We start from the raw sequence: 15,768 nt of genomic DNA on the forward strand, positions 1-15,768 counted from the left end.
GATCTCTTTTCAATTTCCCCACCGAAATCACTCCTTTAGCTTTATACTTATGATTCTATCAAATAAAAAACTGTGTGAGTAAGGAATCGTACGCATTCCTCACTTACACAGTTAATATTACACTCCCCTCATGAGGGTGTTTTTCATAGAAAAGCACTAAACAATTCTCCAAAAAACGGACCTTTCGAAAAGACAACCGCTCAGTCCCAATCAATTTTTACTAAAGGCTTTACAGCGGGACCGTCCAGCACCTCACCATCGATGGAAAATCTGGAGCCATGGCATGGGCAATCCCAAGTTCGTTCACCGTGATTCCATTCGACTTCACAGCCAAGGTGAGTACAAGTGGTGTCAACGATATGCAATTTTCCTTCATGATCTTTGTAGGCACCGCAGCGTTTGCCATCAACCATAACAGGAGAGCCTTCATCATTCGCCAATTCATCCGGCCCTTTTGGGATAAATTCGAGTTTGCCTTGAACAAAATGTTTTGCTACATCGGCATTTACACTAATAAATTTTTTTACATCAGGATCCGCATGAAATCTCTGTGGTGTAAAAAGCTCCTCATACGGGTTGGATTTGTTTAGAATAAGGTCCTTCAGAAGAAGAGCAGCCGCTGTTCCATTCGTCATGCCCCATTTTCGATAGCCTGTTGCAATAAGAACTCTTGGCTGATTTTCTGTGATTGGTCCGACATAAGGCATTTTATCTAGCGTATACATATCCTGAGCAGACCAGCGATATTTATATTCTTCAATTCCAAGTACCTGCTCAGCAAATTCTTCTAAGTTTAAATAATGCTGCAGCGTATCTATTCCCTGCCCAGTTTTATGACCCTCCCCACTCACTAATACGAGCTTTTCTCCATTTATGGGGGTAGAACGGAGGGAGCGGGTTGGAGAATCGGCACTAATATACATCCCGCCAGGAAACGATTTTTTTGTTTTTAATCCTAGAATATAAGCTCTTTCTACATACATTCTTGCAAAATAGAGTCCTTTTTTGTCACAAAACGGAAAATGGGAGGCAGCAACAATGTGCTGGCAATTTATTTTTTTGCCGTTACGAAGCATAATTTGTGGCTTTGCCCCATCGTCAATATCGAGCGCAGTTGTATTTTCAAAAATGGTTCCTCCGGCCTCAATAAACAGTCTTACAAGCTTATGTAAGTATTTAAGAGGATGAAACTGCCCTTGTTGATGCATGGCTAAGGCAGACTTTATCTCAATTTCAAAGGGAATTTTATTTAAAATCGAATTTTTAATGCCCAGCTTTTCATACGCTTCGTGTTCTTTAATAATTTTATCTTGGCCCTGAGCGGTTGTTGCATAAATAATCGCGTCCTCATCACTATAATCACAATCGATCTCATAAGTTTGGATCATTTTTTGAATGAAATGAAGAGCATCGCTGTTAGCCTCGTAGTACATTTTTGCTTTCTCTTGCCCAAAATGGTTAATGAATTCATCATAAATGATGTTATGCTGCGCAGTAATTTTTGCTGTTGTGTGCCCAGTTGTGCCGGTCAATATTCGGCCTGCCTCGATGATTGCAACTCGAAGCCCTTCTTTCGCTAACAAATAGCCCGTTGTAATCCCAGTGATGCCACCGCCTACAATGCCGACATCGAAGCTCTGATCCTCTGTTAGCTTATTAAAGAGTGGAAGCTCAAATTCTCTCCAATACGATTCAGGAAAAGTAGGCATTTGCTTTTTAGTCTTTTCAGTCATGATAACCCTCCATAAATAACATGCTGTTCATAATTTTTCCAATGAAGTGAAGTTTATGCATACTATGGACAACCCAAAAAGAGAACAGCATCCCACGAATGCTGTCCTCTTTCACAGTGTTATGATTTATTCGTCCGTTTTAGGCAAACGATCTATTTTCGTACAATCTTCAGTATTAAGCGACTCCAATAAAAAATGACAAAAAACTCCACCGACAATAAAGAAAACAATGAGAAAACCAATTAAGGTTGATGTCCATTCAAGCATCAAATTCCTCCTCATGAAAATAGTTCTTTTCCTACATATATGCGAAGAATTATGGAAAAGAAGAGGAATTCACTATATGTATCAAGAATAAAGTAGGAAATTGAGATAAGGAGGAATGACCGTGAAAACAACAGATTTATGTGATCAATATTCTAATGAAATTCAAGCCATTGGAGCTGAGTTTCAATCCTTTGGCAGGAAAAAAAGCTTTTCTGGCCCAATTAAAACGGTAAAGGTTTTTGAGGATAATGTGCTTGTAAAAGAAGCACTTGAAACGATTCCAGCGGGTTCTGTCCTTGTCGTTGATGGAGGCGGGTCTAAACGTCGAGCGCTGTTAGGAGATCAGCTCGCTGGAATTGCGGAAAATAGAGGCTTGGCAGGAATTATTATTAATGGGTGTGTACGGGATTGTGAGGAACTCTCACAAATCAATGTGGGCATCTTGGCATTAGGCACTCACCCATTAAAAAGTAAAAAAGAGGGAAAAGGGGAGAAGAATATTACGTTGAGTTTTCTCTCACTCGATTGGAACCCAGACGATTATCTATATGCAGACCAAGACGGGATTGTTATTTCAACAAGAGATTTGACAAAGTAATTCTTGCCAACAACATCCATGTTTTATTTTTCACTCTTTGTTGAATTCTATCAACGAGGAGGAGTGAATCATGCTAAAAAAAATGGTAATTGCTATTTCACTATTCATTACTGTACTAGCTGTTCCTACTATTTCGCACGCTCAGAGAGTACATACGGTAAGTCCAGGAGATTCGATGTGGAAAATTTCAGTTTGGTATCAGGTTGGATTATCGGAAATCATTTCGGCAAATCCGCAAATTAAAAATCCAGCCTTAATCTACCCAGGCGAAAAAATAACGATTCCAGATTTTGATGCCACGAAAAGCATTGAAAATCAAGTGATTCAATTAACGAATCAAGAGCGGGCTAAATATGGTCTGAAACCGTTAAAAGCAAATTGGGAATTATCCCGGGTAGCCCGTTACAAATCAGCCGATATGCGGGATCGAAATTATTTTTCTCATACAAGTCCAACCTACGGTTCACCGTTTGATATGATTAAAAAATTTGGTCTTTCTTATCGTAGTGCTGGTGAGAACATTGCAGCAGGGCAAACGACTCCGCAGCAAGTGGTACAAGCGTGGATGAACAGTGAAGGCCATCGGGCGAATATTTTGAACTCTGGTTACACTGAAATTGGTGTAGGATACGCTAAAGGCGGCTCGCAGCGATATTACTGGACACAAATGTTTATCTCCAGGTAGGAATCCTCCGTTTAGCGTGGTGTAAGATGACGAGATTTTCTGTGATTCCGGAAAAATTACCAATAATTCCGGAAAAATGATGCGGAAATCCGGAAAAATCAATATAATTCCGGAATTTTAAGATGCAATTCCGGAAAAAGCATAATTCCGAGAAACCCTGTCAACAGCATATGTTGACAGGGTTTCTATTTTTTAATTGGACTGAAATCCAACTAAGCCTCAAGACCGATTCAAAAATAAAGCTCAGGCTCGTTATGAAAGCTCTGAAAACGAGATAAGATGGAAACAAGAAAGGAGGCAACAAACAAAATGAAAAATTTCGGGTTGCTTTTAGCAGGAGGTATTGCAGCAATAGTATTGCTTTCAAATTTAGGTCCACTAATCGGATTGGCGGTAAGTGTAGCGGTTCTATACTTCATCTTTAAACAATTTTTAAAGACAGAGTCTTTCGGATGGAAAATTGCATTAGGAATACTGGGTGTTTTCGTGTTATTGACAGCAGCATCTAATATTCCAGCGATTATCGCCATTGTTGCCGCGTATATTCTATATATCGTCTATAAAAAATGGAACGATAAAAAGCCAAGTTATAAAGAAGAAAATGACCCTTTTCAAAACTTTGAAAAGCAATGGTCTGACCTAAATAAGAACTAAGTTATGTTACAAGTGTAGCATGTGAATTCAATCGTTATACAAGTTTGGTTTTATGAAATTAATGAGATTAAAAAGGAGAATGTAAGATGACAAATTTATTTACACGCATTAAAAATACAGTAATGGCAGATTTAAATGAAGTACTTGAACAGAAGGAAAAAAAGAATCCAATTGCCATGTTAAATCAATATTTACGTCAGTGTGAACAGGAAACTGAGAAGGTGCGCAAGTTAATCGCTAGACAATATCAGTTAAGAGAAGAATTTGCGAATGAGTATGAGAAGTCCGCTGAACTGGCACAGAAGCGGAAGCAACAAGCAGAAATTGCAGAAAAAGCGGGCGAGACAGAATTACAGCAGTTTGCTGCTAAAGAAGCAATCCACCACGAAGAACGTGCTTCTCGTTTGCATCAAGCATTAAACGATGCAGCGGCTGAATTGCAAAAATTAGAAGAAAAGTATGAAGTGATGAAGCATAAGTTAAAAGATATGCATATTCGTCGCATGGAGTTAATGGGCCGTGAAAACGTAACTAGAGCAAATCATAAAATGGATCAGGTGATTAACGAAAATGCTTTAGCTGACAAATCAGCTTCACGGTTTGGAGAAATAGAATCTTATTTAGAAAGATTGGAGAAAGACATTAACCACTCTTATCAAGAAAATATGATAGATGCTCGCATTGCTGAGCTTGAAAAAAAGATGAAAACGGATGAAAAATCAGCAAATTTTTAAGAGAATGACTTCTCTTATGGTAATGTGCACGAAAATCCCTTGAAATGATAAATAAGGGAGTGCATACTAAAAAAGTAAAGTTCTGCTGAGTTGCTCAAAAAAAGGGCGTAGTATTCTACGCCTTTTTAGAAATAATAAATTTTTTGACTCTGTAAGGCTGCAAAACTTCTAGTTTGAGGTTGAACTGCAGGTCCAGTCATTTTTTTGGTGATGAATACTAAGAAAAACTACTTTGATTCATCCTCGTAGGAACAATTGGTCTTAATTGTTCCGAAGGCGCCCTGCGCATTTGTTCCTAGAAAGGAGAAGAACATCATGCATTTTAAAATGAAAGACGATTACATTAATAAAGCAGTTCCACTAGGGATAATTCTACTACTTCTTGAGGTATCGTTTTTTAATAGTGGTGTGATTTTTTCTCTTCTAGTTGCTATGGGCATGATTTATGTCGGCAGAAAAAGATTACCGAGCACGACAGGAAAACTATTTTTTTGGTTTGGTATCTTTTTCTTTGCCATCAGTATTTTAAGTATGATGACCTTTAAATTTTTGTTATTAGCAATTGTTATTCACTTTATTATCCAATATTATCAATCAAGGAAAGAGCCTAAAACAGTTCAGCCGATTATAAATAAAGAAACATCAGAAGAGATCGTAATCGAGAAAAAACCGTTATTCGAAAATTCACTTTTTGGCGATCGAAAAACCCCTGACCATGTTTTTGAATGGAATGATATTAATATTCAATCGGGTATTGGCGATACAAATGTCGATTTAAGCTATACTGTTTTGCCAAAGGGAGAAACGGTTATCTTTATTCGTAACTTCATTGGAAATGTGCAAGTCCTTATACCATATGATATTGAAGTGAGTATACAGCATTCTTCGATAGCAGGAAAAGCAACGGTGTTTCAATATGAAGGTCCAAAGAGGTTTAATCAGTCTGTTCAATATGAGACAGCTGGTTATCAAAAAGCTGAGCAAAAGGTAAAAATATTCACCTCTTTTCTAATAGGAGATTTAGAGGTGAAAAGAGTATGAATATTATACAAAGACAAATTGGCTGGGGAGTTTTAGTAGCCCTAGTTGTGTTTTTTGTCATCACTTTGTCTTTTATTTTTTCTTTTCCTTTTGTCGGTTTTCAGGAGCTTTGGAAGCACAATTTAATGGATATTCCCATTTTATTATTTATCCCGAGCTTAAGTCTTTTAATCGGTATTGTCTTTGGAATTGGATCAGGATTATACTGGAAAAAACAGTTTCAAACTCTCGATGCTGTGCTTCATGAAGTGGAAGAGGGAAGAAACGTAAATATAGATGAAGAAGGTATGTTTGAAGATAAAAAGGTAATTTTACAACGAATTAAGAAGATTCAAAGGCAAATTTCAGAACAAGTTATATTATCGCAAAAACTGGCAAATGAAAAGGCAGTCGCTCAGGAAAATCGCATTCAAGAGATAATATCACAGGAACGCAATAGATTAGCAAGAGAATTACATGATTCGGTGAGTCAACAGCTTTTTGCAGCTTCAATGCTAATGTCGGCAATTAATGAAACGAATGAACATGAATCGAAGCAGTTAAAAATGGTTGAAGGGATGATCCATCAATCACAGCTTGAAATGAGGGCTCTGCTTCTCCATTTACGACCAGTGGCACTTAAAGGAAAAACGCTTCAGGAAGGAATTGAGGAGCTTCTTGTCGAACTATCGCAAAAGGTAACGATGGCAATTGATTGGAAAGTAGAAGACTTTCCTCTTGATAAAGGGGTAGAGGATCACCTTTTCCGGATTTTGCAAGAATCGGTGTCTAATACATTAAGGCATTCGAAAGCGACCGAGGTAGAGGTTCTTCTTATTAAGCGAGATGGTTTTGTCATTTTAAGAGTGGTGGATGATGGGGTTGGATTCGATGTGGAAGAATCAAAAGCAGGCTCATATGGGATGCAAAACATGTATGAGCGGGCAGTAGAAATCGGTGGAACTCTTAAAATCATTAGTGTTAAAAATAAAGGAACACGATTAGAGGTTAAAGTACCGATATTGATGGAAAAGGATGAGGCCAATGATTAAAGTATTGTTTGTAGATGACCATGAAATGGTGCGGATCGGTGTATCTTCATATCTTTCAGCGCAGCCGGACATAGAAGTTGTTGCTGAAGCAGATAATGGAAGGACTGCTATTGATCTGGCTCTTGAGTTACGTCCAGATATTATTCTCATGGACTTAGTGATGAAAGAAATGGATGGTATCGAGGCAACAAGAAATATCATTGATAAATGGCCTGAAGCAAAAATTATCATTGTAACAAGTTTTCTTGATGATGAAAAAGTCTACCCTGCATTGGAGGCAGGCGCAACTTCCTATATGTTAAAAACCTCGAAAGCGAGTGAGATTGCCAATGCAGTACGGGCAACTTTCCACGGTCAATCCGTTCTCGAACCAGAAGTAACCGGAAAAATGATGTCGAAGATGCGTCAAAGGCAACAAACAGAGCTTCATGAAGAGTTAACAACAAGAGAATTAGAAATACTGTTGCTGATGGCAGAGGGAAAATCAAATCAGGAAATAGCGGATGAGTTATTCATCGCCTTGAAAACGGTGAAGACGCATGTAAGTAATATTTTAAGCAAGCTTCAAGTTCAGGACCGAACCCAAGCCGTTATTTATGCTTTTAAGCATTCTTTGGTGAAATAAACTTATATCACTTATAAAAGTTTCTCTATCGAAACGTACCCTGATCCAACATGAAGTGAAAAATAGTAAAAATCCTCTTAATAGATAAGAGCTAATTGACGGGCAGTCAATTAGCTCTTTTTTAAGTTTCAGACGTTTTGTTATGGATATGAAAACCATTAGCTTAGAGGCAAGATATTTGTAGTGACGTGGAAGAACAAGGAACTTACTGGCTTTTTTTATGATGAAAAACTTGCAGTAAAGAAAGAATTGGCGGTTACTGATAGAAATAATCTCTAAACTTGTCTCATATATTTAAAACTATAAATGAAATGGACCCATTTCATCATAACAAGAATTTTATTAATGGTTAGGAGATGTATTCATCATGAGTACGTTTATTAAGGGATCATTACTGCTAATTGTCGCTTCCTTCATAGGTGAGTGTGTAGAGTTTGTGATGAATATGGTTCTTGCAAAGGAGTTGGGTGAGAGAGGACTGGGGCTATATATGTCCATACTCCCTACCGTTTTTTTAATCGTTTTGTTGGCAAGCTTTGAACTCCCGATTTCGATTTCAAAATTTATTGCTGAAAAAGATGCGAAGTTTCATCGCAGTATGTTGAAGTCGGCTGTCCACCTCACGATAATAACTACCGCTTTTTTTATGATCGTGTTCATTTTGCTTATGCCTTTTTTGACGATGTTTCATGACTATCATCCGCTGTTCAAATGGCTCGTTCTCTTATTAATCCCGCTCATATCCTTCTCCGCGATTGCAAGGGGATTTTTTATGGGCAAGCATCAAATGGGCAAAATTGCAGTGGCAAACCTATTGAGGAAAATTGTTCAATTAGGATTGCTTGTGTTCTTGTTTCAGCTCTTTCAATTTGATTCAGAGACGTCGATTTTAATTGCCTTTTTTACGTTTGTTGGAAGTGAGATTGTCATTTTTCTTTATTTGATCCATATGTTTTACATTCAATATCAACAACTGAAAGGGAGACCAGCGAGCTTTATTAGCGGCAAAGAGGTTAGGAAAAATCTTATCTCAGTTTCCATTCCCACCACAAGCATACGCGTATTTCATTCTTTGACTCATGCTGTGCAACCGTTTTTAATCAAAGCCGCGCTTTTAAATGCTGGAGTTAGTGCGACCGTGGCAACAGAGCAATTTGGCCTGTTGGCAGGCGTTGCTATGACGATTGGCTTTTTTCCCGGTTTTATTGCCCATAGCTTATTAATTGTTTTAATCCCAACTGTTTCAAAGGCTTACGCACAAAGGGATATGAATAGACTGCAGCAGCTTCTTAGACAAGTCATGAGCTTTACACTTTTATATGGAGTCCCAGTTGTATTTGTTTTTTATTTCTTTGCTGAACCACTAACCAATTTGTTTCTCCACTCAACAACGGCTGCAGGATATTTGCAAGTGTTACTACCCTATTTTCTATTGCATTTTTTCGTGATTCCGCTGCAGGCGTATTTAATTGGTCTCGGGTTAATGAAGGACGCCTTCCTTCACAATATATGGTCATCCATGATTACGTTTGGTCTGATTTATCTTTTAGGTTCTATGAGCCAATTTCAAATGGACGGAGTCATTATCGGTATGAATACAGGAACAGTTCTGCTAACTCTTATGCACTATATGACAATATGTAAAAAAATCGGGGTGTCCTATTATTCGTTAAGAAGGGAAGTAAAACAAGTGTAAGTCGTTCATTTAGAAAAAACGATAGACATTAAATTTGGATGAATTGAGTCAATAGTCACAGCATAAGCAGAATAGTCTTTTTCTAATATAACAATAGTCAAATAATGTTCATTTTAGGTGAAGTTAATCACCTTATGTCAAATATCTGACATAACTAATTAAAGAAGATGTTTAGATGGAAACCCTTGTGCATCAAGGGTTTTTATTATTGTGCAACGTTATTGTTATAAAGGATGAAATCAGCAGTTCAACAGTTTGTCAAAACTTTATTACAAAAATGTGAAATTTATCACAAATATAATGTTATTCCTAAATGAAAATGATAATCTTTACTTGTAGTAAGAAGCAATAATTTAACATATATCAAAGGAGAGATTTATCATGATTGGTAAATTATTAAGAGAGAACAACATTGGCCGGCATTTTAACCGTTGTTCGTATTTACCTTGGATGGGCATGGATGACAGCGGGATGGGGGAAAATCACAGGTGGATTTGATGCAAGTGGTTTCTTACAAGGGGCAGTAGCAAACCCTGTAACAGGTCCGGATGGTGCAGCAGTCTATAGTGGTTGGGTAACATTTTTAGAAAGCTTTGCGATTCCGAATGCTGGATTATTTAGTACTCTTGTTGCTTGGGGCGAATTATTAGTAGGTTTAGGACTTATTCTAGGATGTTTAACAACAGCAGCAGCATTTTTCGGATTAGTAATGAATTTCTCTTTCATGCTTTCAGGTACAGTATCTCATAATCCAACTGATATCATCATGGGTGTATTCATTGCAGCAGCAGGCTACAATGCTGGTAAATATGGATTAGATCGCTACGTATTGCCATATCTTCGCAAATTAGTGAACAAAGGCAAAAATGAAGCAAGCCAATCAATAGAAGTATAAATTAATATAAATAAAAAGCAGGCAGAGAGAAAGTCAATTTCTTCTGCTTGTTTTTTTGTTCTTTGGCTTTGTTATATATCTGTGTTGATGTTTGAAATCAAAGTTTTAAAGAAATGAGCAATAATCGTTTTAACAATAATTTTTAAAAAAATGTAGGGGGGATTCCTCATAAATGCGTCTATTATTATTGATAGTTCAAGTGGACGGTTTGAGGGGGAATACTAAGTGCAAGAAAGTAAATGGCAAGAGAAATTCGAAGACTGGATTAGAGAAAATGGTCCATCATTATCTCTGTTTATCTATAAACAAGTACGAAATAAAGAATTAGCAGAGGATTTTATATCAGGAAGTGTTAATTTCGGCATATTTAAATCTAGAGCAATTTGAGGCTCGAGCAAATTTTAAGAGCTGGATATATAAGATTGCGATCAATAAGTGTCGAGATTTTTGGAGAAAGCAAAAGGCGGTCCAAAAATTTTGGGATGAAAAAGTGTATCATTATGAAATGGAGTGCTCGATCCCAGAACCTGAGGACTATGTGATAACTAGATCCTCAACAAAAGAAATGATTGATACGATAAACGAGTTGCCTACGATTTATCGAGAGCCAATTCTTTTATACTACTTTAAGGACAAATCGTTATTAGAAATAAGTTCAGCGAAAAAATTACCAATCTCTACGGTGAAAACGAGGATGAGAAGAGCAAGAAATCAATTAAAAGAAAAGTCACTATTGATGGAAATAGTAGCAAATTAGCTTGAAGTTTGACTGTCTGAATGTGATGAATCATGATAGGATAGGGGTTCTGATAAAAATGTTGACTGCCTTTACAGAGGCAGTTTTTTGTCGTTTCAGAAAAAATGGCTAGAAATATTTCCACGGAAATGAAAGAAATTTGACGAATGGCAAAAATGAGAATCATAAATATAGTTAGAATATTGAAATATAAATTGTTATAATAAAAATACTTTGACTCGAAACAGGGGGTGTGGAAATTTGCGGCCAATTTTGCTTGGTTTATGTGCAGCGTTCTTTTTTGCCACTACGTTTGTCTTGAATAGAGCGATGGAAATGTCAGGGGGAAGCTGGATTTGGAGTGCTTCACTGAGATTTATTTTTATGGTTCCGTTTTTATTGCTAATTGTAGTTAAAAGGAAGAATTTACGACCACTTTTTGAAATGATGAAGGAAAAACCAGGTGCATGGCTACTATGGAGTTTTGTTGGCTTTGGCTTGTTTTATGCACCGCTATGTTTTGCGACTGTATATTCACCAGGATGGCTTGTGGCAGGGACATGGCAATTTACCATTATCGCAGGATCTTTATTGGCGCCATTATTTTACGAAACTGTAAGAACGGCAACTGGAATGACAAAAATGAGAGGAAAAATCCCTGTTAAAGGATTATTATTCTCTCTTATTATTCTTGCAGGAATAGGTCTTATGCAGATTGAACATGCTGGTCAGCTCTCTGCCAAAGAAGTGTGGCTTGGAATTATCCCAGTTATTATTGCCTCTTTTGCTTACCCATTAGGAAATCGAAAAATGATGGTCATTGCCGATGGACGACTCGATGTTTTTCAAAGAGTGCTTGGAATGACAATAGCGAGTTTGCCATTATGGCTTATTTTATCAATATATGGGGTAGCAACTGTCGGCTTACCGAGTGCAAACCAAACATTTCAATCATTAATTGTCGCATTGTCTTCGGGAGTTATCGCAACCGTTTTATTTTTTAAAGCAACTGATATGGTTAAAGATAATATGCAGCAGCTTGCTTCCGTTGAGGCAACACAATCAATGGAAGTATTATTTGCACTGGTTGGGGAAGTGCTATTTTTATCGATTGCATTTCCATCACTTATTTCATGGACGGGAATTATGTTAGTGGTTATCGGTATGGTTCTACATAGTTATATTACCCATGCTGGCTTAACTGCAATTCCAGCCATTCAACCAAAAAGTGAACAAAATGGGTTCTAACGAGGTCTTCATGCCATACATATTTGGTATATGCTCCATGCGCAAGACCATAAAAGGGATGGAAACAAACATGGCAGTGATCACGAATTTTCTATTAGAGCCTCAAATGCTCTTTCTCCAATTTGTGCCCATAACGGGCTGTAGTGACAAGCCTTAATTTTTCCAATATAATCAATATGAAAAAAAGACTTTTCTGATGGAAAGGGTTTCAATTATAATTAATATGCTTTAAAACGATCAAAGGCTGACTACAGGATTCAGGAAACGGGGGATAAGCAGTGATTCCAATACATGAAAATCTACAGGGGAAAGTTGCGGTTGTAACAGGAGGCAGTGGAGTTCTTTGTTCAGCCATGAGTAGGGAACTTGCTCGCCATGGTGTGAAAATTGCGATCTTAAACAGAACGGCTGAAAAAGGGGAAGAGGTCGTTAATGACATTAGAGCTACAGGTGGAGAGGCAATTGCTCTCGCTGCTGATGTTTTAAAAAGGGAATCTTTAGAAGAGGCGAAAAGAGATATCCTCCAAGCTTTCGGAAGGGTTGATATTTTAATAAATGGAGCCGGGGGAAATCACCCCGATGCCATTACAGCAATGGAAACATTCGGTGAAAAAATAGAAGGAAAATCATTTTTTGAGTTAGAAGAAAAAGGGTTTTCACAAGTGTTTGCCAGCAATTTCACAGGAACCTTTTTAGCAAGTCAAGTATTTGGGAAAGAACTGTTAAAGCAATTATCACCAACGATTATTAATATATCATCAATGAGCTCATATTCACCGATGACAAAGGTTCCAGCGTATAGTGCAGCAAAAGCGGGGATTAATAACTTTACAATGTGGATGGCAACTCATTTTGCAGAGGCCGGTTTACGAGTCAATGCCATTGCACCAGGTTTTTTCTTAACAAAGCAAAATCGCGACTTATTAATGAACCCAGATGGTTCATATACAGAGAGATCAAATAAAATTATCGCACATACACCAATGAGACGTTTTGGAAACCCGGAGGATCTACTTGGTACTTTGCTTTGGCTTGCAGATGATACCTATTCTGGGTTTGTTACTGGAATCACGGTACCGGTTGATGGTGGTTTTATGGCGTATTCGGGCGTATAAAGACTCATTGTAATGGAACATCCTTTCTCTAAAAGACAATTTAGAAGAAATATAAAAACAGTTGGAAGTAAGGACGACATACAAAAGCTAAAATTCTAGAGAAAATGCTCTTTTTACAGCGATAATGATGTCATCGTTTGAATGAGGTTATTGGCTTTGTGTTCTTAATGATGCATTTAAGTGCCTGCTATTGTTGGGTGTTATAACCTGTGATTATTAGAGCAAAAAAGAGCAGCCATTAGGTTGCTCTTTTCCTTGTTCTGTTATTCGGAAATGTAGGATGAAATTTCGGAATTAATGCAATTTTTCCGGAAATGCGTCTGTTTTTTCTGGAAATAAGAAGAAAAATTCAGGAATTAATCACGATTTTTCCGGAATTCGTCTTCGTTTAAGTAATACACACGATTTTTTTTATTCTTGTCTATTTAAAATAGAAAGCCCGCTTATTTTTCTTTCAATAGATCACGGATTTCTTTTAGAAGCTCTTCTTTTGTATCTACTTTTGGCACCTCTTCTTTTATTTCTTCTTTGCGCTTCAAACGATTAATGACACGGATGACTAAGAAAATCGAGAAAGCAATAATTAAAAAATTGACGATATTTTGGATGAAAAGGCCGTATTTAACTTCAGCTTTACCGATCGTCACAGCAAATTCGGTAAAATCTAACCCGCCAATTAAAAGACCAACTAAAGGCATAATCAAATCTTCAACAAGAGAAGTAACAATTTTTCCGAAAGCGGCTCCGATCACAACCCCAACTGCCAAATCTATGACATTCCCCTTCATCGCAAACTGTTTAAATTCATTCCACATATAAATCCTCCTTATAAACATGTCGATTTTTGAATGAGTGTGAGATTTCTTATACTATAATGTAAAATATAATCGATGTACAATTAATAGGATGAAAGAGTTAACTGGTTATGAAGCACAAAGGCTTCAGTATTCGAAAGGAGAGCCTAAATGAATAAAAATAAAGAGGATACGGATCCTCGATTTAAAATTGCAAATAGAGAGGCAGTAATAGGCATTATTCTAGTTATCATTAATTTTGTCTGGTGGTTTGTTTTTGCATATGGAATGGGGTCTGGACCGATTGCAAACTATTCTTATGTTATGGGACTGCCCGCATGGTTTTTTTATAGTTGTGTTGGAGGTTTTATCTTAATGGTACTGTTAGTTACTGCCGTTGTGAAATTTTATTTTAAAGAGGTTTCATTTGAAGATGAGGGGAGAGATGATTCATGAATGGGGCGGTCATTTTTCCATTACTCCTCTTTTTAATTGGAATTTTTATGATTGGTTTATGGTCAAGCAAGTCTTTAAAAACATCTAATTCGTTTTTACAGGATTATTTTCTTGGGGGACGGCAATTAGGTGGTTTTATACTTGCAATGACGATGACAGCTACATATGGAAGTGCGAGCAGCTTTATCGGAGGACCTGGAGCGGCATACACGCAAGGGCTTGGCTGGGTGCTATTATCGATGGCACAGCTAGCAACGGGGTATTTTGTACTTATGGTGCTCGGTAAAAAATTCGCCATTATGACGAGAAGGTATAAGGCAGTAACATTAGTGGATTATCTGAAGGAACGCTATCAGTCAAAATGGGTTGTTGTTTTGTCTGCAATTAGTATCATTATTTTTCTATTTTCAGCAATGGCCGCTCAATGGGTAGGCGGAGCAATTTTGATAGAATCATTAACAGGTTTGAGCTATACGGGCTCACTCTTTATTTTTGCGGTTTCGGTGATGGTGTATGTTATTATTGGAGGATTTCGCGCCGTTGCATTAACAGACACAGTGCAAGGGATAGTTATGTTTATTGGAACATTGATCCTATTAATTGCCACGATTGTTGCAGGTGGAGGGATTTCCAATATTATCGCTGATTTAGTAGCAGAAAACCCAAACTTAATTACTCCATATGGATTTGATGGAGGATTAACACCGCTGTATGTATCTTCTTTTTGGATATTGGTAGGGGTTGGAGTTGTTGGACTTCCCCAAATTACGATCAGGGCGATGTCTTATAAAAATGCTCGGGCGATGCACCAAGCTATTATTGTTGGAACAATTGTCGTTGGTTTTATCATGCTTGGCATGCATTTAATCGGAGTTTTTGCTCGTCCTATCCTGCCAGGGATTGAAAAGGGAGACACTGTAATGCCATTACTAGCGATGGAAGTCTTGCCAGCATGGGTTGCCGGACTTGTATTAGCAGCTCCTATGGCGGCTATTATGTCAACGGTGGATTCCTTGCTCTTACTCGTCAGTTCTGCTGTAGTTAAGGATGTATATTTAAACTACATTAAGCCAGATGCGAGCAATCAGTTGGTGAAAAAGATTAGCTTGAGTGTTACAACGATCATTGGGGTGGCTGTCTTTTTAATGGCTTTAAGCCCTCCGGATTTAATTATTTGGCTAAATCTTTTTGCCTTTGGTGGACTAGAAGCGGCTTTTATTTGGCCTGTTGTCCTTGGCCTATATTGGCAAACGGGGAATAAGTATGGGGCATTGTCATCAATGGTTGTGGGCGTAGGTTCTTATATTTTGATTCATTCTTTTTTGCCCAATGCCTTCGGGATGCATACTATAACGTTTCCAGTGTTGCTGTCATTAGCCGCTTTCATTTTAGGAAGCTTATCGACGAAAAGAATTGCTTTAAAAAATTCTACTTTGTAAACAAAAAAGCTCTTTCTACAT

Annotated in this window: 17 protein-coding genes and 1 pseudogene; 15 read left to right on the forward strand and 3 right to left on the reverse strand. The window is 37.6% G+C overall.

Features of this window, described 5'->3' with window-relative positions:
- Nucleotides 1-200: 200 nt before the first annotated feature.
- Nucleotides 201-1,733, reverse strand: coding sequence for an FAD-dependent oxidoreductase (locus PZE06_RS15790; RefSeq protein WP_225310706.1), 1,533 nt, complete (start codon nt 1,731-1,733; stop codon nt 201-203).
- 126 nt (nt 1,734-1,859) lie between these two features.
- Nucleotides 1,860-2,000: a hypothetical protein gene (locus PZE06_RS15795; protein ID WP_191963249.1), complete on the reverse strand. Its 141-nt coding sequence runs from the start codon at nt 1,998-2,000 to the stop codon at nt 1,860-1,862.
- 115 nt (nt 2,001-2,115) lie between these two features.
- Here PZE06_RS15795 and rraA point away from each other — a divergent pair, with 115 nt between their 5' ends.
- The 13 genes and pseudogenes from rraA (at nt 2,116) to PZE06_RS15860 (ending at nt 13,058) form a co-directional block, all read left to right on the forward strand.
- A complete protein-coding gene (rraA, locus tag PZE06_RS15800) occupies nt 2,116-2,598 on the forward strand; it encodes a ribonuclease E activity regulator RraA (protein WP_150948421.1) in 483 nt (160 codons plus the stop codon).
- Nucleotides 2,599-2,668: 70 nt separating this feature from the next.
- A complete protein-coding gene (safA, locus tag PZE06_RS15805) occupies nt 2,669-3,283 on the forward strand; it encodes a SafA/ExsA family spore coat assembly protein (protein ID WP_150948423.1) in 615 nt (204 codons plus the stop codon).
- A 309-nt stretch (nt 3,284-3,592) separates the two neighbouring features.
- Nucleotides 3,593-3,937: a lmo0954 family membrane protein gene (locus tag PZE06_RS15810; RefSeq protein WP_150948426.1), complete on the forward strand. Its 345-nt coding sequence runs from the start codon at nt 3,593-3,595 to the stop codon at nt 3,935-3,937.
- Nucleotides 3,938-4,023: 86 nt separating this feature from the next.
- Nucleotides 4,024-4,671: a PspA/IM30 family protein gene (locus PZE06_RS15815; protein WP_150948429.1), complete on the forward strand. Its 648-nt coding sequence runs from the start codon at nt 4,024-4,026 to the stop codon at nt 4,669-4,671.
- Between the two features lie 315 nt (nt 4,672-4,986).
- Nucleotides 4,987-5,712: a cell wall-active antibiotics response protein LiaF gene (gene liaF / locus PZE06_RS15820; protein ID WP_150948432.1), complete on the forward strand. Its 726-nt coding sequence runs from the start codon at nt 4,987-4,989 to the stop codon at nt 5,710-5,712.
- On the forward strand, nt 5,709-6,743 hold the full coding sequence (locus tag PZE06_RS15825) for a sensor histidine kinase (RefSeq protein WP_150948435.1): 1,035 nt from the start codon (nt 5,709-5,711) through the stop codon (nt 6,741-6,743). Before liaF ends, PZE06_RS15825 begins: the two co-directional genes overlap by 4 nt.
- A complete protein-coding gene (locus tag PZE06_RS15830) occupies nt 6,736-7,368 on the forward strand; it encodes a response regulator transcription factor (RefSeq protein ID WP_150948438.1) in 633 nt (210 codons plus the stop codon). Before PZE06_RS15825 ends, PZE06_RS15830 begins: the two co-directional genes overlap by 8 nt.
- A 367-nt stretch (nt 7,369-7,735) precedes the next feature.
- Nucleotides 7,736-9,064 (forward strand): polysaccharide biosynthesis protein, encoded by a 1,329-nt coding sequence (locus PZE06_RS15835; protein ID WP_150948441.1) that lies wholly within the window; start codon nt 7,736-7,738, stop codon nt 9,062-9,064.
- Nucleotides 9,065-9,445: 381 nt separating this feature from the next.
- A pseudogene (locus PZE06_RS15840) lies at nt 9,446-9,959 on the forward strand (DoxX family membrane protein).
- A 225-nt stretch (nt 9,960-10,184) separates the two neighbouring features.
- Nucleotides 10,185-10,346 (forward strand): hypothetical protein, encoded by a 162-nt coding sequence (locus PZE06_RS15845; RefSeq protein WP_225310707.1) that lies wholly within the window; start codon nt 10,185-10,187, stop codon nt 10,344-10,346.
- Nucleotides 10,309-10,716, forward strand: coding sequence for an RNA polymerase sigma factor (locus PZE06_RS15850; RefSeq protein WP_225310708.1), 408 nt, complete (start codon nt 10,309-10,311; stop codon nt 10,714-10,716). Before PZE06_RS15845 ends, PZE06_RS15850 begins: the two co-directional genes overlap by 38 nt.
- A 240-nt stretch (nt 10,717-10,956) precedes the next feature.
- Nucleotides 10,957-11,943 carry a DMT family transporter gene (locus PZE06_RS15855; protein WP_150948444.1) on the forward strand — a complete coding sequence of 329 codons (987 nt, stop codon included), beginning with the start codon at nt 10,957-10,959 and terminating at the stop codon, nt 11,941-11,943.
- 278 nt (nt 11,944-12,221) lie between these two features.
- Nucleotides 12,222-13,058: an SDR family oxidoreductase gene (locus PZE06_RS15860; protein WP_150948446.1), complete on the forward strand. Its 837-nt coding sequence runs from the start codon at nt 12,222-12,224 to the stop codon at nt 13,056-13,058.
- Between the two features lie 443 nt (nt 13,059-13,501).
- Here PZE06_RS15860 and mscL read toward each other — a convergent pair whose 3' ends face one another.
- A complete protein-coding gene (mscL, locus tag PZE06_RS15865) occupies nt 13,502-13,873 on the reverse strand; it encodes a large conductance mechanosensitive channel protein MscL (protein ID WP_150948449.1) in 372 nt (123 codons plus the stop codon).
- 150 nt (nt 13,874-14,023) lie between these two features.
- Between mscL and PZE06_RS15870 the strand changes: the two genes are divergently transcribed.
- Together PZE06_RS15870 and panF are read left to right on the forward strand one after the other, a co-directional pair.
- Nucleotides 14,024-14,308 (forward strand): YhdT family protein, encoded by a 285-nt coding sequence (locus tag PZE06_RS15870; protein ID WP_150948452.1) that lies wholly within the window; start codon nt 14,024-14,026, stop codon nt 14,306-14,308.
- Nucleotides 14,305-15,747: a sodium/pantothenate symporter gene (gene panF, locus PZE06_RS15875; RefSeq protein WP_150948454.1), complete on the forward strand. Its 1,443-nt coding sequence runs from the start codon at nt 14,305-14,307 to the stop codon at nt 15,745-15,747. The genes PZE06_RS15870 and panF overlap by 4 nt, the downstream gene beginning before the upstream one ends.
- Nucleotides 15,748-15,768: the final 21 nt, after the last annotated feature.

The sequence above is a fragment of the Robertmurraya sp. DFI.2.37 genome (assembly GCF_029211245.1).
In the GTDB taxonomy this organism is placed as follows: Bacteria; Bacillota; Bacilli; order Bacillales; family Cytobacillaceae; genus Robertmurraya; species Robertmurraya methanolica_A.

Coding starts and splice junctions, on each gene's coding strand:
- rraA (WP_150948421.1), top strand. CDS start 2,116: ATGACCGTGAAAACAACAGATTTATGTGATCAATATTCTAATGAAATT.
- PZE06_RS15790 (WP_225310706.1), bottom strand. CDS start 1,733: ATGACTGAAAAGACTAAAAAGCAAATGCCTACTTTTCCTGAATCGTAT.
- PZE06_RS15810 (WP_150948426.1), top strand. CDS start 3,593: ATGAAAAATTTCGGGTTGCTTTTAGCAGGAGGTATTGCAGCAATAGTA.
- panF (WP_150948454.1), top strand. CDS start 14,305: ATGAATGGGGCGGTCATTTTTCCATTACTCCTCTTTTTAATTGGAATT.
- mscL (WP_150948449.1), bottom strand. CDS start 13,873: ATGTGGAATGAATTTAAACAGTTTGCGATGAAGGGGAATGTCATAGAT.
- PZE06_RS15870 (WP_150948452.1), top strand. CDS start 14,024: ATGAATAAAAATAAAGAGGATACGGATCCTCGATTTAAAATTGCAAAT.
- liaF (WP_150948432.1), top strand. CDS start 4,987: ATGCATTTTAAAATGAAAGACGATTACATTAATAAAGCAGTTCCACTA.
- PZE06_RS15815 (WP_150948429.1), top strand. CDS start 4,024: ATGACAAATTTATTTACACGCATTAAAAATACAGTAATGGCAGATTTA.
- PZE06_RS15835 (WP_150948441.1), top strand. CDS start 7,736: ATGAGTACGTTTATTAAGGGATCATTACTGCTAATTGTCGCTTCCTTC.
- PZE06_RS15795 (WP_191963249.1), bottom strand. CDS start 2,000: ATGCTTGAATGGACATCAACCTTAATTGGTTTTCTCATTGTTTTCTTT.
- PZE06_RS15825 (WP_150948435.1), top strand. CDS start 5,709: ATGAATATTATACAAAGACAAATTGGCTGGGGAGTTTTAGTAGCCCTA.
- safA (WP_150948423.1), top strand. CDS start 2,669: ATGCTAAAAAAAATGGTAATTGCTATTTCACTATTCATTACTGTACTA.
- PZE06_RS15830 (WP_150948438.1), top strand. CDS start 6,736: ATGATTAAAGTATTGTTTGTAGATGACCATGAAATGGTGCGGATCGGT.